The organism is Nonomuraea corallina (genome assembly GCF_027620315.1).
Lineage (GTDB): Bacteria > Actinomycetota > Actinomycetes > Streptosporangiales > Streptosporangiaceae > Nonomuraea > Nonomuraea corallina.
On the sequence record NZ_JAPNNL010000065.1, the window covers coordinates 13,859 to 35,909 of the forward strand.

A 22,051-nucleotide genomic window follows, 5' to 3' on the forward strand; every position below is an offset into this window, starting at 1 on the left:
GCGGCTACAGTGACCCGGTGCTCATCCTCTTCGCGGTGGTCGCCGTGGCCGACCTCATCGCCGTGGCCTGGGGCATCGAGTGGCTGGAGTGGGTGGCCAAGCCACTGCTCTGTCTCGTGCTGGCCGCGTACGTCCTCCGGACCGCGCCCCGGCAACGGCTGCTGGCCACCGGGCTGGTGTTCGCCACCGCCGGGGACGTGGCGCTGCTCGTGGACGGCCAGGTCGCGTTCCTCGTGGGCATGACCGCGTTCCTGGTGATGCAGATCTGCTACATCGTCGTGTTCGTCCGGCTGGGCTCCCGGCCGCGCCTGGCCGCCGTCGCCTACCTGCTGGTGTGGGCGGCCGCCGCCGTGACGCTGTGGCAGCCGCTCGGCGGCCTGGCGGCGCCGGTGCTGGCGTACGGCCTGGTCCTGGTGGCGATGGCGGCCTTCGCCGCTGGGGTGAACGCGGTCGCGGGGATCGGCGGCGCGCTGTTCGTGTTCTCCGACTTCCTCGTGGGGCTGGGCGTGACGGGCGCCGACTTCAGCGGGCGCGGCGTGGCGCTGATGACGACCTACATCCTGGCCCAGTTCCTGATCGTCCGCGGCGTCCTGCGCGCCACCCCGCCCCCTCAGCCCGCGTGATCGCCGCCGTCGCATCCCCTCAGTAGGGCTCCATTCGGTCCAGGACCTTCCCCACAAAGTCCAAGGACTGCTTCAACCTTGACGATCTCGCCTCGGGCGAGCATGCCGTCGGGGGCGGTACGCCCTTGTTCCCACCTCATCGGCCTTCCCCTTCATCGATCTGGATCCGTACCAAGGGCCTGGACCTGATCGTTTCAAGGAAGGGATCCCCTTGAGAGCGGTCCCATTCCTCCCGGCTCAGTTGGAGCACATTGACCTCTCTGCCGAGCTGCCGCTCCGCCGCCCGAGCCGTGTCATAAAGATCGTCCACATCGGCGGTGCCGACGACGAGCACGTCCACATCGTGGGGGACCCTGCCGGGCTCACCGGCGTACCGGGCGGCCCAGGACCCGTAGACGTATGCCTCCTCGACGGCGGCGACGCCGGACAGGAGGTCTCCGAGTACAGCCAGCGGCCCGTAGGTGAGAGCCAGCAGGTCGGTCAGGGGCCGAGCCACAGCCGTGTCCGTCTCCGCATGGACCAGGCGCAGGTTGCCGACCCTGCGCTCCGCGACCAGGCCCGCGGCGGACAGACGATTGACCTCAAGCAAGTGACCTGGCCATATCGCCGTGCGTCAGCCCGTGTTCTGCAGGCCCGCCGCCACCCCGTTGACCGACAGCAGGAGCAGGGTCGACAGGCGGTCGCGTTCGTGGTCGGACGGTTCGCCGGTGCGCAGCACCGTCAGGGCCCGCAGCTGCAGATGCGACAGCGCGTCCACGTACGGGTCGCGGAGCTGGACGGCGCGGGAGAGGACCTTGCGGTTCTCCAGGAGGCGCTTGTGGCCGGTGACCCGCAGCACCAGCGTGCGGGTGCGGTCGTACTCCTCCAGGACGCGCTCGGTGAAGTCGTCCCTGCCGCCGAGGGCGAGGTAGCGGGCCGCGATGGAGCGGTCGGTCTTGGCCAGCGACATCTCGGCGTTGTCGAGCATCGCGTTGAACAGCGGCCATTCGGCGTAGGCGGCCTGGAGCTCCTCCAGCGAGTCGACGGCGGCCAAGCCGGTGCCGAGGCCGTACCAGCCGGGCAGGTTGACCCGGGTCTGCGCCCAGGCGAACACCCACGGGATGGCCCGCAGGTCGTCGAGCGAGCGCGGGGCGCCGAGGCCGCGGCGGGCCGGGCGGGAGCCGAGGCGCAGGGAGCCGATCTCCTCCAGCGGGCTGACCAGGGCGAACCACTCGGGGAAGCCGGGGGCTTCGGTGAGCGCGCGGTACGCCTCCTCGGACGCCCTGGCGACCCGCTCGGCCAGCGGGCGGAAGCGTTCGGCCGCGGCGGCGGTGCGGGCGCCGACCGCGGCGGAGGACGCCAGCAGGACGGCGTTGGCGACCTGCTCCATGTGGCGGCGGGCGATCGCCATGTGGGCGTAGCGGGCGAAGATGACCTCGCCCTGCTCGGTGACCTTGAACCGGCCGGCGACAGAGCCGGGCGCCTGGGCCAGCACGGCCCGGTTGGCCGGCCCGCCGCCCCTGCCGAGGGCGCCGCCCCGGCCGTGGAACATGCGCAGCTTGACGCCGTGCGCGGCGGCCCACGCCGTGAGCTGCTCCTGCGCCTCGTACAGGCGCAGGGTCGCGGCGGCCGGGCCGAGCTCCTTGGCCGAGTCGGAGTAGCCCAGCATGATCTCCATGCGCCGTCCGCCGGCCGCCAGGCGCTCCTGGACCTGCGGGATGTCGAGCATGCCGGTGAGCACCCGGGGCGAGTTGGCCAGGTCCGCGCCGGACTCGAAGAGCGGCACCACGTCCAGCGCGAGCGGGCGCCCGCCCAGGGCGTGCGCGACCAGCTCGTACACGGCGGCGATGTCGTCGGCGGAGCGGGTGAAGGAGACCACGTAGCGGGAGCAGGCGTCGACGCCGAAGCGGTCCTGGATCCAGGCGATGACCCGGATCGTGGCCAGCACCTCCTCGGTGCGCTCCGACAGCTCGCCGCCCGCGCGGATCTCCTCCAGGGCGGCCGCGTGCACCTGGGAGTGCTGGCGGACCTCCAGCTCGGCCAGGTGGAAGCCGAACGTCTCCACCTGCCAGATCAGGTGCTGGAGCTCCCCGTACGCCTGGCGGGGCGCGCTCGCCGCCAGGCTGTCCTGCGCCAGGCGCAGGTCGGCGAGCAGCTCGCCGGGGCCGCGGTAGGCGAGGTCGAGGTCGCGGCGGCGGGTGGCGGCGATGCGGGCGGCCACGAACAGCAGCCACTGCCGGTGCGGCTCGCGCGGCGACCGGGTGGCCAGTTCGGAGACCAGGTCGGGGTGGTGGTCGACGGAGGCGGCGAGCGCGGCCGTCAGACCGGCCGAGGCCGGGGCGAACTGGGCGGAGGCGGTGAGCGTGCGGCCGATGCGCGAGCAGGCGTTCTCCAGCGCGGTGAGCACGTGCTCCGCCTGGATCTGGATCGCCTCGCGGGTGACCTTGGCGGTGACGTTGGGGTTGCCGTCACGGTCGCCGCCGATCCAGCTGCCGAAGCGGATGAACGGCCGGGCGAGCGGCGCGCCGGTGCCGTCGTGCAGGGCCGCGTCGAGCGACCGGTAGACCTGCGGCACCATCCGGAACAGGGTCTCGTCGAAGGCGGCCATGGCGGTGCGGACCTCGTCGAGCGGGTCCAGCCGGGTGTTGCGGAGCTGTGCCGTACGCCAGAGCAGGTCGATCTCCTCCAGCAGGCGGCGCTTGGCCTCGTCGCGCTCGGAGGCGCCCCTGCCGGGCGTGTTGAACTCGGTGAGCTGATGGCTGACCCGCCGGATGGCGGTGGCGACGGCGCGACGGCGCGCCTCCGTCGGGTGGGCGGTCAGGACGGGGTGCAGCTCCAGGTCGCGGACGAGCTCGGCGACGCGCTGACGGCCCAGCTCCTGCACGGCGTGCGCCAGCGACTCGCGCTGCACCGCGTCGTCGGTGTCGCGGCGGCGCAGGGACCGGATCCGATAGTGCTCCTCGGCCAGGTTGGCCAGGTGGAAGTAGCAGGTGAAGGCGCGGGCGATCTCCACCGCCCGGTCGATCTCCCACGCGGACACCATCGAGGCGATCTCGTCGGCGGACGTCTCGCCGCGCCGGGCCGCGATGACGGCCTTGCGCAGGCGTTCGACGTCGGCCAGCAGGTCTTCGCCCCCCTGCTCGGCGATCACCTGTCCGAGCAGGCTGCCGAGCATCCGCACGTCGCGGCGCAGCTCGTCGGGCATCTCGGTCACGGCGGCACTGCGATGCTCCAGCCCCTGGTCAATCATGATTCGAAGCGTATACACCGCTTCCGCGCCATCGCAGAGGGGTCTCACTTATTGGACTAGACCACTGGTCAGACGGGCTTCGAGACGGCGGCCAGGATCTCCGGCATCCTGGCGAAGCCGATCCGTGCGGCGAGCCTGCGTCCGAGCACCTCGGCGGCCAGCCCGTAGAAGGGAGCGAGCGCGCACACCCAGAGCAGGCCGAAGAGCATCGGCACCAGGAGCGGCAGCGACAGCAGGACGACCCCGGCCATCGCGCCCATGGAGGAGGCGAACGCCTGCCCGCCCTGGCCGGGCGCGGCGCCGGTGAAGGCGTTGAGCCGCTCGGGGACGGTGTACGGGATGACGACGCTGGTGACAGCGCCCACGCCGAGCCCGATGCCGAGCACGCCGAGGCCCGTGAGCACCGCCCAGACGATGCCGCCGGCGCCGCCGGTCAGCACTCCGGTGACGACCGCGACGGCCACCAGGATCGGGATGCCGACGATCGCGCCGGCCAGGTGGCGGCCCGCGAGGTCGACGCTGAGGCCGCGTTCGGAGCCGATGGCCACGGCGTTCATCCACAGGGAGCGGCCGTCGATGCCGAACGCGTTGCACAGCTGCATCGTGACCAGCAGCCCGCCGAACGCGGTGAGCGCGATCGGCACGGCGGGGCCGGAAGGGCCGTCGCCGCCGAACGAGATCGCCAGAACCGCGGTCAGCACCACCGCGGAGAACCAGACGACGCGGTAGCGGGGCTCGCGCCGCATGTACTTGAGCTCCTTGGTGACCACGGCCGCGAGCGGCCCGTCGGGCAGCAGCCGGTCGACGAGCCCGCTGTCGCGGCGTACGGAGGCGGCCGGGTTGGAGGCGTCGGTCGTGACCAGGGCGCGGTTCAGCGACTTGATCCACAGCCAGGCGGCGGCGACGACCACGAGAGCCACGGCGGCCAGCTCGGCCAGGCCGGCCCAGCCGCCGTCGGCGATGGCGTGGGCGGCCAGGCCGGACGGCGTCCAGCGCAGCACCTGCGCGGCCCCGTGGAGCAGCGCCACCGGGTCGCCCATGTCCCTGTTGAGCAGCAGGTTGGGCAGCTGGAACAGCAGCACCGCGCCGATCGCGGCGACCGCCAGCACGTCGCGCCCGCGCCGGCTGCGCAGCGCCCCGGACAGCGAGGTGGTCACCAGCCGGGAGGCGACCAGGCAGAGCGCGAACTGCAGCAGCACGGCCAGCGTGCCGATCAGGAAGCCGCCGATGCCGGAGGCCAGTGCGACCAGCGCGCCGACGGTGACGATCAGCGAGGCGGCCGGCCACACCCCGGTGGCCGAGGCGGTGAACATGCCGACCGCCAGCCGCGACGTGGGCAGCGGGAACAGCGCCAGCCGCGCCGGGTCCAGGGTGTCGTCCAGGCCGAACGCCATCAGCGGCAGGGTCGTCCACGCCAGAAGGAACAGGGTGAACAGCACGATGACGAGGTCGGCGGCGACGTCCGGCGGCGCGAGCCGGATCAGGCCCATCAGGAAGAAGCCGGCCCCGGCCGCGAGCACGGCCACGACGAGCGTGAAGACGAACCCGAGCTTGCGTTCGAGGTCGCCGCGCAGGTTGCCGGCCAGCAGGCGGAGCTTGAGCTCGGCGAAGAGCCGTACGGTCGTCACGGCTCGTCACGCCGCCCGAGCCAGGACAGCTGGGACTCGCCCGTCCGCGTGCCGCCGACCAGCTCCAGGAACGCCTCGTTGAGGCTGCGCCCGGCGCGCACCCGCTCCAGCGGGCCCTGGGCGACGATGTGGCCGCGGTCCATCACCGACACCCAGTCGCACAGCCGCTCGACCAGGTCCATGACGTGGCTGGAGAAGATCACGGTGGAGCCGGAGGCGGTGAAGCCGCGCAGCACCTCGGTGAGGGTGTTGGCGCTGACCGGGTCGACGCCCTCGAACGGCTCGTCGAGGAAGAGCACGGACGGGTTGTGCAGCAGCGCGGCGGCCAGGCCGATCTTCTTGCGCATGCCGGTGGAGTAGTCGACGACGAGCTTGTCGGCCGCGTCCGCCAGGTCCATGACCTGCAGCAGGTCGGCGGCGCGCCGCTCGGCCTCGGCCTTGGGGATGCCGCGCAGCCTGCCGTTGTAGAGGAGCAGCTCGCGGCCGGAGAGCCGCTCGAACAGCCGCAGCCCTTCGGGCAGCACGCCGATGCGGGCCTTGACCTCGACGGGGTCGCGCCAGACGTGGAAGCCGTCGATCTCCGCGTGACCGCCGTCGGGCCGGAGCAGCCCGGTGATCATGCTCAGCGTGGTGGTCTTGCCCGCTCCGTTGGGCCCCACCAGACCGGCGAAGCTGCCCGCGGGCACCACCAGGTCGACCCCTGCGACGGCGACCTGCGCGCCATACCTCTTGAACAGGCCGGTCGTGCGAACGGCATCCTTCATGCGGCCACTCTATGAGCAGGGTTTACCCTTGCGCGCATGAGCGCTGCGGAACCCATGCCGGCGATGCCGGACATCCACACGACGGCCGGGAAGATCGCCGATCTTGAGCGGCGGCGGGACGAGGCGGTGCACGCCGGGTCCGCGGCCGCGGTCGAGAAACAGCACGCCAAGGGCAAGATGACCGCTCGCGAGCGGGTGCTCGCGCTGCTGGACGAGGACTCGTTCGTGGAGTTCGACGAGTTCGCCCGGCACCGGTCGACCATGTTCGGGCTGGAGAAGAAGCGCCCCTACGGCGACGGAGTGATCACCGGCTACGGCACCGTCGACGGCCGCCAGGTGTGCGTCTTCTCACAGGACGTGGCCGTGTTCGGCGGGTCTCTCGGCGAGGTGTACGGCGAGAAGATCGTCAAGGTGATCGACATGGCGCTGAAGACCGGGTGCCCGATCATCGGGATCAACGAGGGCGGCGGCGCCCGCATCCAGGAGGGCGTGGTCGCGCTCGGCCTGTACGCGGAGATCTTCAAGCGCAACGTGCACGCCTCCGGCGTGATCCCGCAGATCTCGCTCATCATGGGCGCGGCGGCCGGCGGCCATGTCTACTCCCCCGCGCTGACCGACTTCGTGGTCATGGTCGACCAGACCTCCCACATGTTCATCACCGGCCCCGACGTGATCAAGACGGTCACCGGCGAGGAGGTCACGTTCGAGGAGCTCGGCGGGGCGCACGCGCACAACACCAGGTCGGGGGTGGCCCACTACCAGGCCGCCGACGAGACCGACGCGCTGGAGTACGTCAAGGCCCTGCTGTCCTACCTGCCGAGCAACAACCTGGACGAGGCTCCCGCGTACGAGGCCGCCGAGGACCTCGATCCCGACGCGGAGCTGGACGAGCTGATCCCGGACTCGGCCAACCAGCCGTACGACATGCGCCGGGTGGTCGAGCACGTGCTCGACGACGGGGAGTTCCTGGAGGTGCAGGAGCTCTTCGCGCCGAACATCGTCGTCGGGTTTGGGCGGGTGGACGGGCGGCCGGTCGGCGTCGTCGCCAACCAGCCCATGCATTTCGCCGGATGTCTGGATATCGACGCATCCGAGAAGGCCGCTCGATTTATTCGAACATGTGATGCCTTCAATATCCCAATCCTGACTTTTGTTGATGTGCCGGGTTTCCTCCCCGGTACGGATCAGGAATGGAACGGAATCATCCGCCGCGGCGCCAAGCTGCTGTACGCCTACGCCGAAGCGACCGTCCCGCTGGTCACCGTCATCACCCGCAAGGCGTACGGCGGCGCGTACGACGTCATGGGCTCCAAGCACCTCGGCGCGGACGTGAACCTCGCCTGGCCCACCGCGCAGATCGCCGTCATGGGCGCGCAGGGCGCGGTCAACATCCTCTACCGCCGCGAGCTGGCCGCCGCCGACGACCCCGACGCCGAGCGCGCCCAGCGGGTCACCCAGTACGAGGACACGCTGGCCAACCCCTACATCGCGGCCGAGCGCGGCTACGTGGACGCCGTGATCCGCCCCTCCGAGACCCGCGCGCAGATCGTCAAGGCGCTGCGGGCCCTGCGCAACAAGCGCGCCACCCTGCCGCCGAAGAAGCATGGGAACATCCCGCTGTGACCGAACCATCACGTCCCCACCTGCGCATCGTGCGCGGCGACGCCACGCCCGAGGAGATCGCCGCTCTGGTGGCCGTGCTCGCGGCCCGGCCCGCCGCCCCGGAGGCGCCGTCGCGAATCCGTACACAATCGTGGAGAAACCCGGTGAGAAACATGCGTAAGCCGCTCACCTCGGGGAAGTCGGCTTGGCGGATGAGCGCCCTGCCCTAGATCGATCCCGGGAATCGGGTGTCAATCTCCTCGGGAGTTGGGACTATCTAGAGAAAGTAGGCGTATATAGTCGGCCGATCAACTAACGCCGCGGCCTGGAGGACATCATGGCCATCCCAGACCTGGTGCCGCACCCTGTGGCAGCGAAGTACGCCGTCCTGGTGGACGTCGGATATCTCTACGCTGCCGCGGGGGAAGTGCTGCTTGGAGCGAAGGAACGCAAGGAATATCGTGTGGCCGCGGATGAGCTCATCCAGAGTCTTCAGAAACATGCAGAGGAACGTATTTCTGGTGAGCTCTTGCGGATCTATTGGTACGACGCCGCCCGTGACCGCGTGCCCACCGTCGACCAGCGCGTCATCGCCCAGCTGCCCTGGGTGAAGGTGCGCCTGGGCAACCTGAACGCGCGCGGCCAGCAGAAAGGCGTGGACGCGCAGATCAGGAGCGACCTGGAGGCGCTGGCCAGGCACCACGCGGTGACCGACACCATCCTGCTGGCCGGCGACGAGGACATGGTCCCCGCCGTCGAGGCCGCGCAGGCGTACGGGGTGCGCATCCATCTGTGGGGGGTGGAGCCGCCCTACGGCACCAACCAGGCCGAGCGCCTGGTGTGGGAGTCCGACACCGTCGAAGTGATCAGCGCTGATTTCCTGAGGCCCTTTTTCAGCCGTGCTCCGCAGCCCGTGGCGGTCCCGCCGCCCGCGGCTGCGCCGTCGCCCGCTCAGGTGTTCGCGGGCCGCTCACCGGTCAAGCCGCACGTCAAGCCCGGCCAGGTGGCCAAGCTCGGGCCGAGCCGGCCACGGGTGGAGGACGTGGGCGAGCACGTGGCGCAGAAGTGGATCCTGACGCGGGGCCGCGACAACATCCGCGACCTCCTGCCCGGCCCCATCCTGCCGACCGTGATCGACACCGAGCTGCTGATCGAGGCGGAGAAGGAGCTGGGCCACTCGCTGCGGCCTTACCCGGAGGCGCGGGTCTGGCTGCGTGACGGGTTCTGGGCGCGCGTCTACCGCGAGTTCGACCTGGGGGTGGGCGTCTCGTCCAAATAGCCGCCGGCCCCGCCCGCACTGAGGTCCGATTCCCGCCAGTCGTCCCCGGTGAGCAGGCATAGTCTCAGAGGTATGTCTCCTCTGGAGCTCGACTTCGACGCCTGCTACCGGGCCGTCTCGGCGCGGGACGCCCGGTTCGACGGGCGGTTCTACACGGCGGTGAAGACGACGCGCATCTACTGCCGTCCGATCTGCCCGGCCCGCACGCCGGCCGCCAGGAACGTGCGATTCTACCGGCATGCCGCCTCGGCGGAGGCCGCCGGGTTCCGGCCCTGCAAGCGCTGCCGGCCCGAGCTCTCCCCCGGCGACCCCGGCTGGGACGCCCGCGGCGACCTCGTCGGCCGGGCGCTGCGGCTCATCGACGACGGGGCCGCGGACGAGGACGGCGTCTCCGGCCTGGCCAGGCGCCTGCACATCACCGAGCGCCACCTGCACCGGCTGTTCGTGGCCGAACTCGGCGCCGGGCCGCTGGCGGTGGCCAGGACCCGGCGGCTGCTGCTGGCCAAGCAACTGCTGACGGAGACGGCGCTGCCGGTCACGGACGTGGCGTTCGCCGCCGGGTTCGGCAGCGTCCGCCAGTTCAACGCCACCATGCGCGAGACGTACGGCTTCCCGCCGAGCGAACTGCGCGCCACCGCGGGCGGCTGGGCGCGTACGCCCGCCCCTGCCGCCGACCCCGTCCGGGCGTCTGCGCCCGCCGGTCCTGGCCAGGGGGATCCTGGCGGGGCGGGGGTCGCGCCGCTGCGGCTGCGGCTGCACCGGCGTGAGCCGTACGACGTCGCCGCAGTCCTGGCCTTCCTGGCCGCCCGCGCGATCCCCGGGCTGGAGACCGCGGACGAGCACGCGTACAGCAGGGCCGTCCCCGGCGGCACGATCACGCTCACCCCGCGCCCCGGCCACCTGGCGCTGGACGTGACCGTGGACGACACCCGGCAGCTCGCCCGCGTGGTGGCCCGCTGCCGGCGGCTGATGGACCTGGACGCCGACCCGGACGCCGTCCGCGACGTGCTCGGCGGCACCTCACTGGCCCCGCTCGTCGAAGCCAGGCCGGGGCTGCGGGTGCCGGGCGCGTTCGACGGGTTCGAGCTGGCGGTACGGGCCGTCGTCGGTCAGCAGATCTCTGTGGCGGGCGCCCGCACCCTGCTGGGCCGCCTGGTCGAACGGGCCGGGCGGGACGGGCGGCTGTTCCCCACCGCCGCCGACCTGCTCGACGCCGACCTGACCGGGCTCGGGCTGACCGGCAGGCGCGTCGTCACCCTGAAAGAGCTGGCCACCCGCGTGGCCGGCGGCCGGATCGACCTCGACGGCGGCCAGGAGCCCGCCGAGGCGGTCGAGGCGCTGCTCGCGGTCCCCGGCATCGGCCCGTGGACCGCCGGCTACATCGCCCTGCGCGCGCTGCGCGACCCCGACGCCTGGCCCACCGGCGACCTGGTGCTGGACCGGCGCATGGCCGAGCTGGGCATCCCGAAGGATCACCTCGAACGGTGGCGGCCCTGGCGGGCCTACGCCGCCCTGCACCTCTGGAGTCATCGATGATCGACGCACAGGTCCTGCCGACGCCGGTGGGAGAGCTGTCCGTGCTGGTACGCGACGGAGTGCTCGTCGCGGCCGGCTTCACCCCTGAGCCCAAGGAGATGTTCGCCAGGCTCGCCCCCGCCGTCCAGGCCGAGGGCCTGACCGTGATCGACGACCTCGGCCCGGCGTCACGGGCGGTGCGCGACTACTTCGCCGGCGACCTCGACGCCCTCGACGCCATCCCGGCCGAGCAGCCGGGCTCACCCCTGCGCCGGGCGCTGCACCAGGCCCTGCGCCAGGTCAAGGCGGGCACCACGGTCACCTACGCCGAGCTGGCCGAACGCGCGGGGCTGCCCAGGTCGGCGGCCAGAGCGGCGGGCGGCGCCTGCGCCCGGAACCTCATCGCCCCGTTCGTCCCGTGCCACCGCGTCCTGCCCAGCACGGGCGGCTTCGGCGGCTACTACTACGGCGTCGCCGTCAAGGAGTGGCTGCTCGAACACGAGTCGAGCCGTCGCTGACCGTGCGGGCCGTCTCGGACCGTGCGGGACCGTGCGGGACCGGGCCGGACCGGGGTCGGCCGGCGCGGTCCCGGGTCTCACGGGCGGACGTTGCTCTGGACCTCGCCGACCGGCACGTCCCTGGACACCTCCACCTCGATCGGGTCGAACTGGACGGCTGCTCCGCCCGTCACCGTCACCGGCCACACGCTGGTCACCGTCAGCTCGTACACCTGGCGCGGCCGGTCGATCGAGGCGCGCAGGTAACGCACCCCGCAGGTGAACTCCGCCCCCCGGGCGTACGGCCGCCCCGCCGCCCCGCAGCCCTTCTCCCGCACCTCGGCCCGGTCGGAGCCGGTGCCCGCATCGATCTGGATGTCCCGCAGCGTCGCGGTCACCGTGGCGCTCATGACGCCCGGCAGCGTCGCGGTCACCGACCGGGTAGTGTCGCCGACGCCCTCCAGCCAGACGAACGTCGGCAGGTTGACGTAGCTCTTGGCGTCCGGGTTCAGCGCGACCGTGCCCTCGGGCACCGTCAGCGCGGCCCTGGCGATCTCGGCCAGCTCCTGGAACGTGATCCCGCTCGGCGGCGTCTCGCCGGGTGGCACGAACACGAACTGCTGCAGCCCCGCCCAGCAGGCGGCGCCCCTCGGGTCGCCGCTGTTGTACGCGGGCGACCACCACAGCCCCGGCTGCCCCAGCTTGTCCTTGAACTGCTGGATGAAGGAGCGGAACCCCTCCTCGTCGGCCTGCGCCCGGCCCCGGTTGGCCACCGGGTCGGACATCTGTTCGAACATCTTCTCCGCGTCCAGGCCCGGCTCGTACCAGCAGGGGCTTCTCATCGTGTAGCCATCGTTGCGGCCGTTCCCGACGTCACCGGTGATGCGGATCTTCGAGTGCTCCAGCACGACCCCCGCGGTGCGGCCCTGCTGGGTGCCTCTGACCTTCGCCTCCTCGTTCGGCGGGTCGGGAGCGGCGCCGGCCAGCAGCGTCCCGGCGACGATCATCGCGATCAGCGGTCTCATCGGCTGCATCCTTCCGTGCCGTAGGCGATCTGCTTGATCCGCCACCTGCCGTCGTCGCCCTTGCGGGCGAGCATCCGCTGCAGGTAGGGGGTGCGGATGGAGGTGGGCTGCGGCGTGACCGGCTCGCCCGTGCCGGCGACGACCTTCATCCGCGTCTCGTCCACGCAGACGTCGACCTCGGCGCCCCGGCCGACGATCGCGTTCACCTTCAGCCGGTAGAGCCGCGACCGGCCGGCCACCGCGTACCCCCCGTCGGTGAACTCGCGGGCCCAGCGGATCGCCTCCTCCCGGAACATCGGGTCGGCGTGCCGCAGGTGGCCGTCGTCGCCGGAGAACACCGCCCGGTACTTGGCCAGGTAGTAGTCGGGGAACAGCCGCAGCAGCGCGGTGTCCTGGCCGGGCCAGTCGATCCGCACCCGCAGGTCGCCGACGTCGACGGAGGCCGGCCGGTCCGACGCCGGCGGGGCGGACGTCTCCCGCGTCGGGGTGGGCGAGGTCCCGGCCGCGCCGGTGGCCGGGGCCGGCTCCTCGCGCGGCTGGTAGGGCCGCTCGGCGGCCTGCCCGCAGCCTGCCAGCAGCAGCGACGCGAGCAAGGCCGTGATCGTCTTCATGCCGTGGACTCCCTGACGAGGTGGACGCGCCACGACGGCAGCAGCTCGTCGATGAGCGCCTCGGTTTCCGGGGCGAGGCCGCCGGCGGCACGCCGGGTCAGCCACGCGATGACGGCCCGCAGCCGGGCCAGGTCGCCGGTCGCGTGAGCGGCGCGCAGCAGGTCGCGCCAGAGGCTCTCGTCGTCGGCGGCCAACAGCAGCGCCGCCCGTACGGCGGCGATGGCGGCGTCCGGCTCCCCCTCGGCGAGCCGGATCTCGCACAGGCGGCGGGCCGCGTCAGCCACCTCCGCGACCACGTCGTACTCCAGCGCATCGGCCGCCAGCCAGGCGTACCGGCCCGGCGGCCTGCCGGTCAGCAGCGGGCCCCTGATCAGGCCGAGGGCCTTCTCCAGCAGCACGGTCCTGGCCAGCTGGTCGCCGTGCGAGCGGCGTACCAGCTCGCGGAAGAGCGCCCAGTCCGTGCGGACGCCGGGCCCGAGCGAGAGCCGGCCGGACTCGTCGGCGCGCAGGTGCTCGCGACCGAGCCAGGAGACGACGCGGGCGATCGTGGCGTCCCTGACCATGGGCTGCACGCCGCGCGGCCACAGCACGCCGCCGAGCACGACCGGGTGCACGCCGCCCGGATGGGTGGCGAGGTAGACCAGCAGCTCGGCGGCGAGCGCCATGCGGCCCTCCTCAAGCGGCCGCGGGCCGACGACCTCGACGGGACCGAGGATTCTGATCTCGACCGCGGGCGGGCGCAGGTCCGTCAGCGGCTCCGGGACGGGGATGCGCTCGCCGTCGACCCGGTCGGCGGTGCGGAACAACTCGACCAGCGCCCGGTAGTGGCGGCGCGGCAGCAGCTGCGCTCTCACCTCGAAGCCCAGCTCGGGCAGCTTGGCCAGGCCGTCCTCGGTGATCTCCCAGGTCCAGGTGGCGTGCGGCACGTCGCCGGCGACCACGTACCCGGCCGAGTCGTTGCGGGCGAGCAGGGCCAGGCGGCGGGCCTCGTCATGGGTCGGCGCCACCGCCGACAGCAGGTAGTGGGCCACGCCGGGGCGGCCGGTGATCCGGCCGGTGAGCACCTCCCGGCGCGGGGACGCGCTCGCCTCCAGCTCCGGCAGCACCTCGGCCAGCCCGCCGACGGCCCTGACCCGGTCGGGCGCGATCGCGGTCAGCTCCTCGCCGAACCCGACGAGCGTGACCCGCATGCGGTCGGACCACCGGTTGGTGGCCAGCTCCACGGCGAGCGCGGCCAGCGCGGCCGTGGTCTGCGGGCCGCGGATGTTGATCAGGCCCTGCGCCGCCTCCAGGTCGACCAGCACCCGGCCGCTCCGGTCGGTCCCGATCGACACGAGCCCGGGGTACGGGGCCCCGCCCCGCTGGTCGTCCAGCAGGCGGCCCTCCTGCGCGGCCAGCCGCCACACCTGGCCGCCGTCGTCGGCGGTCCACGGAGCGGGCGGGTGCTCGTCGGGCGGATGGACCCACAGGTCGAGCGAGCGCGCCGACAGGTGGGCGGCGTAGACGGTGGGCGGGGTGCGGCCCCGCGCGCCCAGCTCGGCGCCGAGCAGCCGGAGCCCGAGATCGAGGATGCGGGCGCCGGGCTTGTCGGCGCCCAGCCTGAGCGCCACCTCGGCGTCGGCGGCGTCGCCCTGCGGGCGGGCGACCCGGTGGCCGGTCAACCGGCGCCAGAGCTGCTCGCGCCGGCGCACGGCGAGCAGGGCGAGCAGGCCGGCGGCGGCCAGCGACGCCCCGGACAGGACGTCCAGCAGAGCCGAGCCGTCGGCGTGCCGGCCGTCGTTCTGGTCTGCGCCGGTCCGGTCACCGGAGCCCCGTTCGCCCTGCCGCTGGTCTCCGGAGCCGCGCTCCCGCTGGTCACCCGAGCGCTGTTCGCTTTTCCCCTGGTCGCCTTTCCGCTGCTCGCTTTTCCCCTGGTCGCCCTTCCCCTGGTCGCCCTGCCGCTGGCCGACGTCGGCCGGGCGGTCCTTCTTGGGCGGGCCCGGATGCTCCTTGAGGGTCTGCGCCCTGGCCTGGTTGGCGGGCACGAGGTGCGTGTTGCGCGCGTCGTCGGGCATGTCGAGCACCCACCCGGGCCTGATCAGGTCGGCCATCCGCAGGCGGGACCCGTCGGGCTGCTCCTTGTGCTGGTTGAGCCGGAAGATCTCGGGGTAACGCCGCCCGTCGCCGAGGCACTTCTCGGCGATCTCCCACAGGCTCTCGTGGTGACGGCCGTGCGGCGGCTGCACCACGTACACCTTCTTGGTCCGCTGGTTGTCGACCACCTGCTGCTCCACCACCGGAGCCGTGAACGCGACCGCCGTCACCGGCGGCATGGTCGGCGGCGGCCCGGCCAGCCGGGCGATCGGCGCGACCGCGGCGCCCGCGGTGAACAGCACCAGCGCGGCCGTGACGAGCTTGTTGGCCAGCACCTGCGTGCCGCCGGACAGCGGCACCCTGGCCGGCATCCCGACGCGGCGCACCCCCGCGTACACCTCGACCACCACGCACGCGAACAGCTGCAGCCAGGCCAGCCAGACGAACAGGACCAGCAGCGCCGTGATCGTGCTGGGCCCGACGCGGGCGGTGAGCAGATCCAGGTCGAGCAGTTCGGGCCCGATCGGCGGCCCGACGAACACCAGCAGCGCGTACGGGACGCCGCCGACGAGCGCCAGCAGCAGCGCGAGCGCGCCGAGCCCGGCCAGCACGTCGCCGAGGCGGCGTCTGCCGGGGATGCGCGCGGGAGCCCGGGCGGGCCTCCGCCCGCGCGCGTGCTGGGCCGGACCTGGCATCACCACTCCCTTTCTCACGTCCAGCGTCCCGACTCTCCGGTCCCTTCTCCACCGACCGGCCGGAATCGGTCTGACTCACCGCGCCTCGGGCGCCGCCGCGGCCTCCGCCACCATGCCGGAGCCGGAGAAGCCGATCGCGCCCAGGAAGAAGGCCGTCCAGGGCACCCGGACGGCGACCACGACCTGCTCGTCCTGGACGGCGCACCGCTCCGCCGCGACGCCGTCGTCGCCGTGCGCTTCGAGCACCTCGCCGGCCCGCGCGCACACCTCGTCCTCGCCCAGCAGCCGGACCTGGCCGGTCTCGCGCAGCTGGTCCACGTCGACCTGGTCGGCGCCGGCCCTGGCGGCCTGCTCGGCGATGTCGGCGGCGCGCAGCCGGGCGTTGATCGCCGCCCCGCCGTCCACGAGCAGCCCGGCCAGCAGGAACACCACCACGGAGAAGAGCACGGTGAACACCGACATCGACCCGCGGTCACGCCGCCTCACTCGACCCTCCTGAACTGCTCCAGCGGCACCACCGCGGTGCCGGTCATGCTCTTGGCCGCGCCGAACCCGAGGAAGCCCAGGTCGAGCTCGCAGGTGACCTCGGCGCGCACCTCGCCGCCCTCCTCCCAGCGGGAGCCTTCGAGCGAGACGGCGGGGGCCGCGCACTGCCCGTCGAGAGCGGCGGCGGCGATCTCGTCGGCGGCCGAGCCGGCCTCGTCGAGCGTGCGCTGGACGGAGGCGGCCCTGGCGGCGTCCCTGGCCGCGCCGTTGACCTCGCCCTGGGCCTCGACCAGCCGCCCGGCCCCGGCCAGGAACAGCAGAAAGAGCACGAAGACCGGGGCCAGCAGCACGGTCTCGACCGCCATGGAGCCGCGGTCCCGGCCGCTCATCCGCACTCCTCCCCGCCGTCGTCGGGGCGGAAGCACTCGACCGGGCCGCCGGCGGTGGCGGTGATCGTGAAGGCCAGCTCCGGCAGCAGCGGAATCACCTGGACGGCGCTGCCGGTCACGGTGACGTGCCGCTCGTCGGGTTCGCGTTCCGCCGTGGTGACCTCGGCGCCGGACAGCAGCCGCGGGCCGATGGCGGTGACGACCTCTCTGGCCCGCGCCTCGGCCTCCCCCTCCCAGCCGCCGGAGTCGGCGGGGGCGGCACGGGCCACGCGGGCGCCCTCCCGCGCGGCGGCCTCGGCGACCTGGCGGCCGTGGAACCAGAGCGCCACCTGCACGATGAGCAGCACCACGGCGAGGACGACGGGCATCAGCAGGGCCAGCTCGACCACGGTCGCGCCGCCGTCGCGCCGTCCCCGGCGGGTCACTCGCCGCCACCGCCGCCGAAGTTGCCCTCGATCTCGGCCTGCTTGCCTTCGACCAGCCCTCTGATCAGCGTGGCGAGACCGAGCGCGACCCCGGCGATGATGGCCGTGATGATGACCCACTCCACGGCGGAGGCGCCGCGGCTCGGGGCGGTGCGGGCGCGGTGGACGCGCACGTGCAGCAGCGCGACGACGTAGACGATCCACGGATGGTTCATTCAAGACCCCAACATCTTCATAGCGGCAGGGAAACTGAGAAAGATCACGAAGCCGGCGCAGAGCAGGAGCTGGGCGACCAGCATCGACTGGGAACGCTCGCCCGCCCGGCCCTCGATCTCGGCCAGCTCACGGCGGCGCAGCGTCGCCGCCCGCGCGGTGAGCGAGGAGCGGACCTTGGCGCCGTCGTCGGCGACCAGCCCCAGCGCCGCCGACAGGTCGCGCAGCTCGTCGATGTTGATCTCCTCGCCGAGCTGCCCGAGCGCCTGCCAGGGGGTGATGCCGACGATCCTGGCGCCGCTCAGCGCGTCGCGGATGCGGGCCATCGCCCAGTTGGGCTGGTCGCCGCTGACCGAGACCGCCATCATCAGCGCCTCGGGCACGCCGCGACCGCCCGCGAGGTTCATCGACACCAGGTCAAGGAACGCGCCGACCACATGACGGAAATCGCGCCGGCGCGCCCCCGCCTCCTTGCGGACCTGCAGGTCGGGCAGGAAGAAGAAGACCCCCGCCGCCAGCACCGCCACCCAGAACGGGACCGCCGGCGACGTGCCCAGCCCCATCAGCAGCAGCCAGCCGAACAGCAGCGGGAACGCCAGCAGCCCGCTGGCCGCCAGCAGCGCCTTGGTCGCCAGGAAGCCCTCGAACGAGCGGCCCACCAGCGCCAGGTCCGCCTTGACCGACCGGACCTCCCAGCCGCGCGCCGCGTACAGCGCCGCCAGTCGCGCGCCGAGACCGCGGCGGAACGCACCCACCTCCTCCTCGGGCAGCAGGAGGCTGACCCGGGGCGCGTCGGCGCTCTCGCGGACCGCGTCCAGCGCCAGCAGCCGCGCCACCAGTCCGGGCCGGGCCGGGAAGATCGCCCGTACGAGCAGGAAGAGGCCCAGGCCCGTGAGGCCGCCGGCCAGCGCGCCCTCAACCATGGTCGCCTCCCATCAGCAGCCGGGTGGGCTTGTCGAACCTGGCCAGCCGGCGCATCCAGGCGAACCCGGCGCCGAACAGTCCGGCGACCACGACGAGCACGGCCTGGCCGAGCGCGTCGTCGTACTCGCCCACGTACGAGGGGTTGAAGACGACGAGCAGGGCCGCGAAGACGAGCGAGGTGATCACCACGATCTGCACGCTGCGGCGGGTGGCGCGGCGCTCGGCCTCGACGCGACGGCGCATGTCGAGCTCCTCGCGGGCCGACACGGCGAGCGCGCCGAGCACGTCGCGCAGGCCGGGGCCGCGGAGCTTGGAGTTCAGCACGAGGGCCGCGACGACCAGGTCGGCGGACGGGTCGTCGAGGTCGTCGGCGAACCGGCCGAGCGCGTCGGGCAGCGCCATCCTGGTGTGCAGCCGGTCGACCAGCGCGCGCAGATGGGGGCGGAGCGAGGGCGCGGCGGCCCGGATGGACGACGGGATGGCCTGTTCCAGCCCGGCGGCGCCGGCGATGGTGTCGCGCAGCGACTCCGTCCAGGCGGCCAGCGCCTCCAGGCGGCGCATGGCGGCCCGCTCCTCCGCGGCGCCGCCGGACAGGCCGCGCCAGGCGAACACCAGCAGCACCGTGCCGACCGCCACCACGGGCCAGCCCGTGACCAGCAGGACCGCGAGGGACGCGACCGCGGCCACGGCCGTGCGGGTGGTCAGCGTCTGGACGAGGTGCCGCTTGGGCTTCGAGGGCCGGGGGCGCATGCCGTACAGGGAGATCACGAGCAGGAACAGGCCGCCGCCGATGGCGGCGCCGGTCAGCAGGGCGAGCGGGTCGAGCCCCGGCATGGTCACCAGCCTCCCGGGTGATAGCCGTGCGCCATGAGCTCCTCCAGGCAGGAGACCGGCGCGTGCGGCACCCCCGCGCCGTCGGGGCCGGGGATGAAGATCTCGCTGGACAGCACGCGGCCGTCGCAGCCGTTGACCTCGCGGACGCTGGAGACGTAGCGGCGCAGGGTGCCGCCGCGGTGGTAGTCGTTGCGCTTCTCGATGAAGACGACGAAGTCGATCGCGCCGGCGATGAGCATGTGGGTGGCGTCGATCGGCAGCCGCTCACTGGCCTGGAGCGCGTAGGTGGCGATGCGGTTGAAGACCTCCATGCTGGAGTTCGCGTGGATGGTCGACAGGCTGCCGTCGTTGCCCTGGGTCATCGCGTTGAGCATGGTGACGATCTCGTCGCCGAGGACCTCGCCGACGATGACGCGGCTCGGGTTCATCCGCAGCGACCTGCGGACCAGCTCGGCCATGGTGATCTCGCCCTGGCCCTCGGAGTTGGGCAGGCGCTGCTCGAAGGCGACCACGTTCGGGTGGAGCTCGGCGAACTGGTCGAGACCGAGCTCCAGGGCGCGCTCGACGGTGATGAGCCGCTCGCCCGGCGGGATCTCGTTGGCCAGCGCGCGCAGCAGGGTGGTCTTGCCGGCGTTGGTGGAGCCGGCGATCATGATGTTCTTCCTGGCCGCCACGGCGGCCGACAGGAACCGGCCGATCTCCGGGCTGATCGTGTTGTTGCCGACCAGGTCGGAGAGGAACACCTTGCCCAGCCGGGCGCGCCTGATCGACACCGCCGGCCGGACCGTCACGTCCATCACCGCGCTCAGCCGGGAACCGTCGGGCAGGCGCAGGTCGAGCTGCGGGTTGGCGGTGTCGAACGGCCGGCTCGACAGGCCCGAGTAGGCGGCGAGGATCTGGATCAGCTCGGTCAGCTCCTCGTCGGACTCGGCCACCGGGTCGTGCATGAGCTCCTGGCCGTCGGCGTAGCCGACGAAGACCCGGTCGCAGCCGTTGATGTCGATGTTCTCCACCTCGGGGTCGTCGAGCAGCGGCTGCAGGCGGCCCACGCCGAACAGCGCGGCGTGGATGCCGGCGGCGAGCGCCTCCTCCTCCTCGACGGTGGGCGGGGTGCGGCCGAGGCCGATCTCGCTGCGGGCGTGCTCCTCCAGCACCTGGGAGATGAGCGCCCTGGCGAACTGGCGCTCGTCCTCGCCGGTCATCGGAGGCATGCCGTTGGCCTGGTCGAGCCTGCGCTGGTGGGCCAGCCGGTCGCCGACCTCCTGCCGGAACCGCTTGACGAGGGCGTGGTCGATCATCGGTGACTCACCAGCCGTCCGGCGAGGTCGCGTGCGGTACGGATGAGCAGCGAGCGGTCGAGCCTGCCGCCCCACTGGCCGCGCAGCAGCTCGGCGCCCTTCGGGTCGTGGGCCAGGCCGTGCACGAACCCGACGTACGGGCCGACGATCCGGCGCACGTCCTCGATGGAGGCGCGGTAGGTGCGCGGATCGGCGATCACCACGACGCCGTGGGCCTTGCTGATCGTCAGGCGTTCACGCAGGTGGGCGACGTGGTCGAGGGTGGCGCGGGTGAGCAGGATCACCTGGTCGGCCTCGGCCATCAGGTCGCCGAGCTGGGGGCAGCCGCCGAGACGGCCGCAGTCGGCGATCACGTCGGCCTGGTGGATGCCGGCCAGGGCCCGCCCCAGCGGGCCCCACAGCCAGGTGAGCCCGCCCGCCTGCTCGCCGTGGGTGAGACCGACCAGCACGTCCAGCCCTCCGATGATCTTCTGCGTGTGCGCGGGGATCTGCGCGGGGTCGAGGCCGCGCCGGGCCGTCGCGCCGAGCGTGAGCAGGCCCTTGCCGGGGTTCAGCACGCCGCCGTCGGCGGCCGGCAGCCGGTAGGCCAGGTCGCCGCCGGCCGGGTCGCACTCGGCCAGCAGCACCGGGCGCGGCCACACCGCGGCCAGCGCCGTCGCCGCCGTCGTCACCCCCGGCGCGCCCTTGTCGGCGGCCAGCACGATCAGGGCCACCTCAGCGCGCTCCCGGCAACTCGGCGACGGCGATCTCGCCGCTGGAGGCGTAACGGACCACCACCGGTGAGACCTGGGTGTCGACGATCACGGTGACCTGGCCGCCCGCGCCGGTCCTGCCGCGCTCGCCGACGCTGTGGACCAGGGCGTTCTGTGCGAGCACGCGGCTCTCGTCGGCGCTGCCGCGGGCCGGGACGTACACCACCTGGACGCGATCCCCGTCACGCAGGCCCGCGGGCATCTGGCCGGGTTTGAGCGCCAGGCCCACCATGGCCTTGCCGGGGCCCAGCTCGGCGCTCTCCTTGATGCCCATGGCGTTCGTCAGGAGGGTGCCCGGCAGGATCGTGACGGCCGCGAAGCTGTCGAGCACCTGCCGGCGCTGCGACCAGCTGACGAAGTCGACGCCGGTGTCGGCGACCTGGACCTCCTCCAGGGCGTCGGCGGTGAACTGCTGGCCCGCGCCTATCTGCTGGGTGACGCGGATCGCGGAGACGCGGTCGCCGCTGCGCAGCACGAGCAGGGTGGTGGCCAGCGCGCCGCCCAGGATGAGGAGCACGGCGAGAGCGGCCAGGGCAGGCTTGCGCTCGCGCGGCGGCACGGGAAGCTTGCGCGAGGCCGGGCCTGACAACCCGGCCGCGTTGACGGCGGGTTTTTCACTGGTCCTCAATCGGGCTCCCAGGATGAATGGTGAATTCTCGCCCATTATGTGCATCGCGTTGCGGGGGTGGGGGGCGAATGCGGGGAACCATGCTGGTTTCGCAGGACTCCATGTGTCAACCAGCCATAATCAATGCCTATTGTTTCTACCAGGTTGACGGTAGGGAGTGATCTAGATATGTGGCGTTGGTTTATGGATCAGTCCTTTAATACGGGATTTTTTGCGATTTATCCCTTTAAGCTGCTCCATCGCCGGTGGCGGTTATCCACAGGACCGGGAATCCATGCCATTGCCGTCAACCTGAGGGCCTAGCCTCGCTCCGGGCGTTACCTTGGCGCCCGAATCCGACGGAGGAGACGGCCCATGCGGATCAGGCTCACCGTGCTCGGCGAGCAGGGCGACCGTGACGTCGTGCTCGACGGCGACGACGACGCCACCGTGGCCACGGTGAGCGCGGCCCTCGGCGACCGGGAGCCGCTCGCCCCCGTCGTCCGCCTGCCCCGGGCCCGAGCCCCTTACGGCATGTCGTCACCGGCGGCCTCCGGGCCGCTCGGCGGGCCGGCGCTTCCC

General features: G+C 72.7%; 23 protein-coding genes. 7 read left to right on the top strand and 16 right to left on the bottom strand.

All coding sequences use genetic code 11. The annotated features are described in order from the left end of the window. The first annotated feature begins 17 nt into the window (after positions 1-17). Positions 18-623, top strand: a complete 606-nt coding sequence (locus OUY22_RS17840) for a lysoplasmalogenase (RefSeq protein ID WP_270156130.1) — start codon at positions 18-20, stop codon at positions 621-623. Positions 624-759: 136 nt separating this feature from the next. Here OUY22_RS17840 and OUY22_RS17845 read toward each other — a convergent pair whose 3' ends face one another. The 4 genes from OUY22_RS17845 to OUY22_RS17860 form a co-directional block, all read right to left on the bottom strand. Beyond that, positions 760-1,212 carry a nucleotidyltransferase domain-containing protein gene (locus tag OUY22_RS17845; protein WP_270156131.1) on the bottom strand — a complete coding sequence of 151 codons (453 nt, stop codon included), beginning with the start codon at positions 1,210-1,212 and terminating at the stop codon, positions 760-762. A gap of 24 nt (positions 1,213-1,236) precedes the next feature. Further along, positions 1,237-3,852 (bottom strand): phosphoenolpyruvate carboxylase, encoded by a 2,616-nt coding sequence (locus tag OUY22_RS17850; protein ID WP_270156132.1) that lies wholly within the window; start codon positions 3,850-3,852, stop codon positions 1,237-1,239. A gap of 68 nt (positions 3,853-3,920) precedes the next feature. Continuing rightward, positions 3,921-5,480, bottom strand: coding sequence for a hypothetical protein (locus tag OUY22_RS17855; RefSeq protein WP_270156133.1), 1,560 nt, complete (start codon positions 5,478-5,480; stop codon positions 3,921-3,923). After that, positions 5,477-6,244: an ABC transporter ATP-binding protein gene (locus OUY22_RS17860; protein ID WP_270156134.1), complete on the bottom strand. Its 768-nt coding sequence runs from the start codon at positions 6,242-6,244 to the stop codon at positions 5,477-5,479. The genes OUY22_RS17855 and OUY22_RS17860 overlap by 4 nt, the downstream gene beginning before the upstream one ends. Positions 6,245-6,280: 36 nt before the next feature. Here OUY22_RS17860 and OUY22_RS17865 point away from each other — a divergent pair, with 36 nt between their 5' ends. From OUY22_RS17865 to OUY22_RS17885, 5 genes are all read left to right on the top strand, one after another. Next, positions 6,281-7,867: an acyl-CoA carboxylase subunit beta gene (locus OUY22_RS17865; protein WP_270156135.1), complete on the top strand. Its 1,587-nt coding sequence runs from the start codon at positions 6,281-6,283 to the stop codon at positions 7,865-7,867. After that, positions 7,864-8,076, top strand: coding sequence for an acyl-CoA carboxylase subunit epsilon (locus tag OUY22_RS17870; protein ID WP_270156136.1), 213 nt, complete (start codon positions 7,864-7,866; stop codon positions 8,074-8,076). The genes OUY22_RS17865 and OUY22_RS17870 overlap by 4 nt, the downstream gene beginning before the upstream one ends. 107 nt (positions 8,077-8,183) lie before the next feature. Next, entirely contained in the window at positions 8,184-9,125 is a 942-nt protein-coding gene (locus tag OUY22_RS17875; protein WP_270156137.1) for an NYN domain-containing protein, read from the top strand. 72 nt (positions 9,126-9,197) lie between these two features. Beyond that, a complete protein-coding gene (locus OUY22_RS17880) occupies positions 9,198-10,661 on the top strand; it encodes an AlkA N-terminal domain-containing protein (protein WP_270156138.1) in 1,464 nt (487 codons plus the stop codon). Further along, complete coding sequence (locus OUY22_RS17885; protein ID WP_270156139.1) at positions 10,658-11,158, top strand: methylated-DNA--[protein]-cysteine S-methyltransferase; 501 nt, start codon at positions 10,658-10,660, stop codon at positions 11,156-11,158. Before OUY22_RS17880 ends, OUY22_RS17885 begins: the two co-directional genes overlap by 4 nt. A gap of 77 nt (positions 11,159-11,235) precedes the next feature. On the opposite strand, the gene OUY22_RS17890 is transcribed toward OUY22_RS17885, so the two are convergent. The 12 genes from OUY22_RS17890 to OUY22_RS17945 form a co-directional block, all read right to left on the bottom strand. Then, positions 11,236-12,162 (bottom strand): hypothetical protein, encoded by a 927-nt coding sequence (locus tag OUY22_RS17890; RefSeq protein WP_270156140.1) that lies wholly within the window; start codon positions 12,160-12,162, stop codon positions 11,236-11,238. Then, positions 12,159-12,773 (bottom strand): hypothetical protein, encoded by a 615-nt coding sequence (locus tag OUY22_RS17895; protein ID WP_270156141.1) that lies wholly within the window; start codon positions 12,771-12,773, stop codon positions 12,159-12,161. Before OUY22_RS17895 ends, OUY22_RS17890 begins: the two co-directional genes overlap by 4 nt. Continuing rightward, positions 12,770-15,541: a BTAD domain-containing putative transcriptional regulator gene (locus tag OUY22_RS17900; RefSeq protein ID WP_270156142.1), complete on the bottom strand. Its 2,772-nt coding sequence runs from the start codon at positions 15,539-15,541 to the stop codon at positions 12,770-12,772. The genes OUY22_RS17895 and OUY22_RS17900 overlap by 4 nt, the downstream gene beginning before the upstream one ends. Positions 15,542-15,616: 75 nt before the next feature. Next, a complete protein-coding gene (locus OUY22_RS17905; protein WP_270156144.1) occupies positions 15,617-16,027 on the bottom strand; it encodes a TadE/TadG family type IV pilus assembly protein in 411 nt (136 codons plus the stop codon). Further along, positions 16,024-16,416 (bottom strand): TadE family protein, encoded by a 393-nt coding sequence (locus OUY22_RS17910; protein ID WP_270156145.1) that lies wholly within the window; start codon positions 16,414-16,416, stop codon positions 16,024-16,026. Before OUY22_RS17910 ends, OUY22_RS17905 begins: the two co-directional genes overlap by 4 nt. Then, a complete protein-coding gene (locus OUY22_RS17915) occupies positions 16,413-16,841 on the bottom strand; it encodes a TadE/TadG family type IV pilus assembly protein (protein WP_270156146.1) in 429 nt (142 codons plus the stop codon). The genes OUY22_RS17910 and OUY22_RS17915 overlap by 4 nt, the downstream gene beginning before the upstream one ends. Further along, positions 16,838-17,056, bottom strand: coding sequence for a hypothetical protein (locus OUY22_RS17920; protein ID WP_270156147.1), 219 nt, complete (start codon positions 17,054-17,056; stop codon positions 16,838-16,840). Before OUY22_RS17920 ends, OUY22_RS17915 begins: the two co-directional genes overlap by 4 nt. After that, the gene (locus tag OUY22_RS17925; protein ID WP_270156148.1) at positions 17,057-17,977 is read right to left on the bottom strand and encodes a type II secretion system F family protein; all 921 of its coding nucleotides are present in this window, start codon (positions 17,975-17,977) and stop codon (positions 17,057-17,059) included. Continuing rightward, on the bottom strand, positions 17,970-18,812 hold the full coding sequence (locus OUY22_RS17930) for a type II secretion system F family protein (RefSeq protein WP_270156149.1): 843 nt from the start codon (positions 18,810-18,812) through the stop codon (positions 17,970-17,972). The genes OUY22_RS17925 and OUY22_RS17930 overlap by 8 nt, the downstream gene beginning before the upstream one ends. Positions 18,813-18,814: 2 nt before the next feature. Then, entirely contained in the window at positions 18,815-20,110 is a 1,296-nt protein-coding gene (locus OUY22_RS17935) for a CpaF family protein (RefSeq protein ID WP_270156150.1), read from the bottom strand. Then, entirely contained in the window at positions 20,107-20,823 is a 717-nt protein-coding gene (locus OUY22_RS17940) for a hypothetical protein (RefSeq protein ID WP_270156151.1), read from the bottom strand. The genes OUY22_RS17935 and OUY22_RS17940 overlap by 4 nt, the downstream gene beginning before the upstream one ends. Position 20,824: 1 nt before the next feature. After that, the gene (locus OUY22_RS17945) at positions 20,825-21,490 is read right to left on the bottom strand and encodes a CpaB family protein (protein WP_270156152.1); all 666 of its coding nucleotides are present in this window, start codon (positions 21,488-21,490) and stop codon (positions 20,825-20,827) included. 354 nt (positions 21,491-21,844) lie between these two features. Here OUY22_RS17945 and OUY22_RS17950 point away from each other — a divergent pair. Continuing rightward, a partial coding sequence (locus tag OUY22_RS17950) for a hypothetical protein (protein WP_270156153.1) occupies positions 21,845-22,051 on the top strand: 207 nt, incomplete at its 3' end.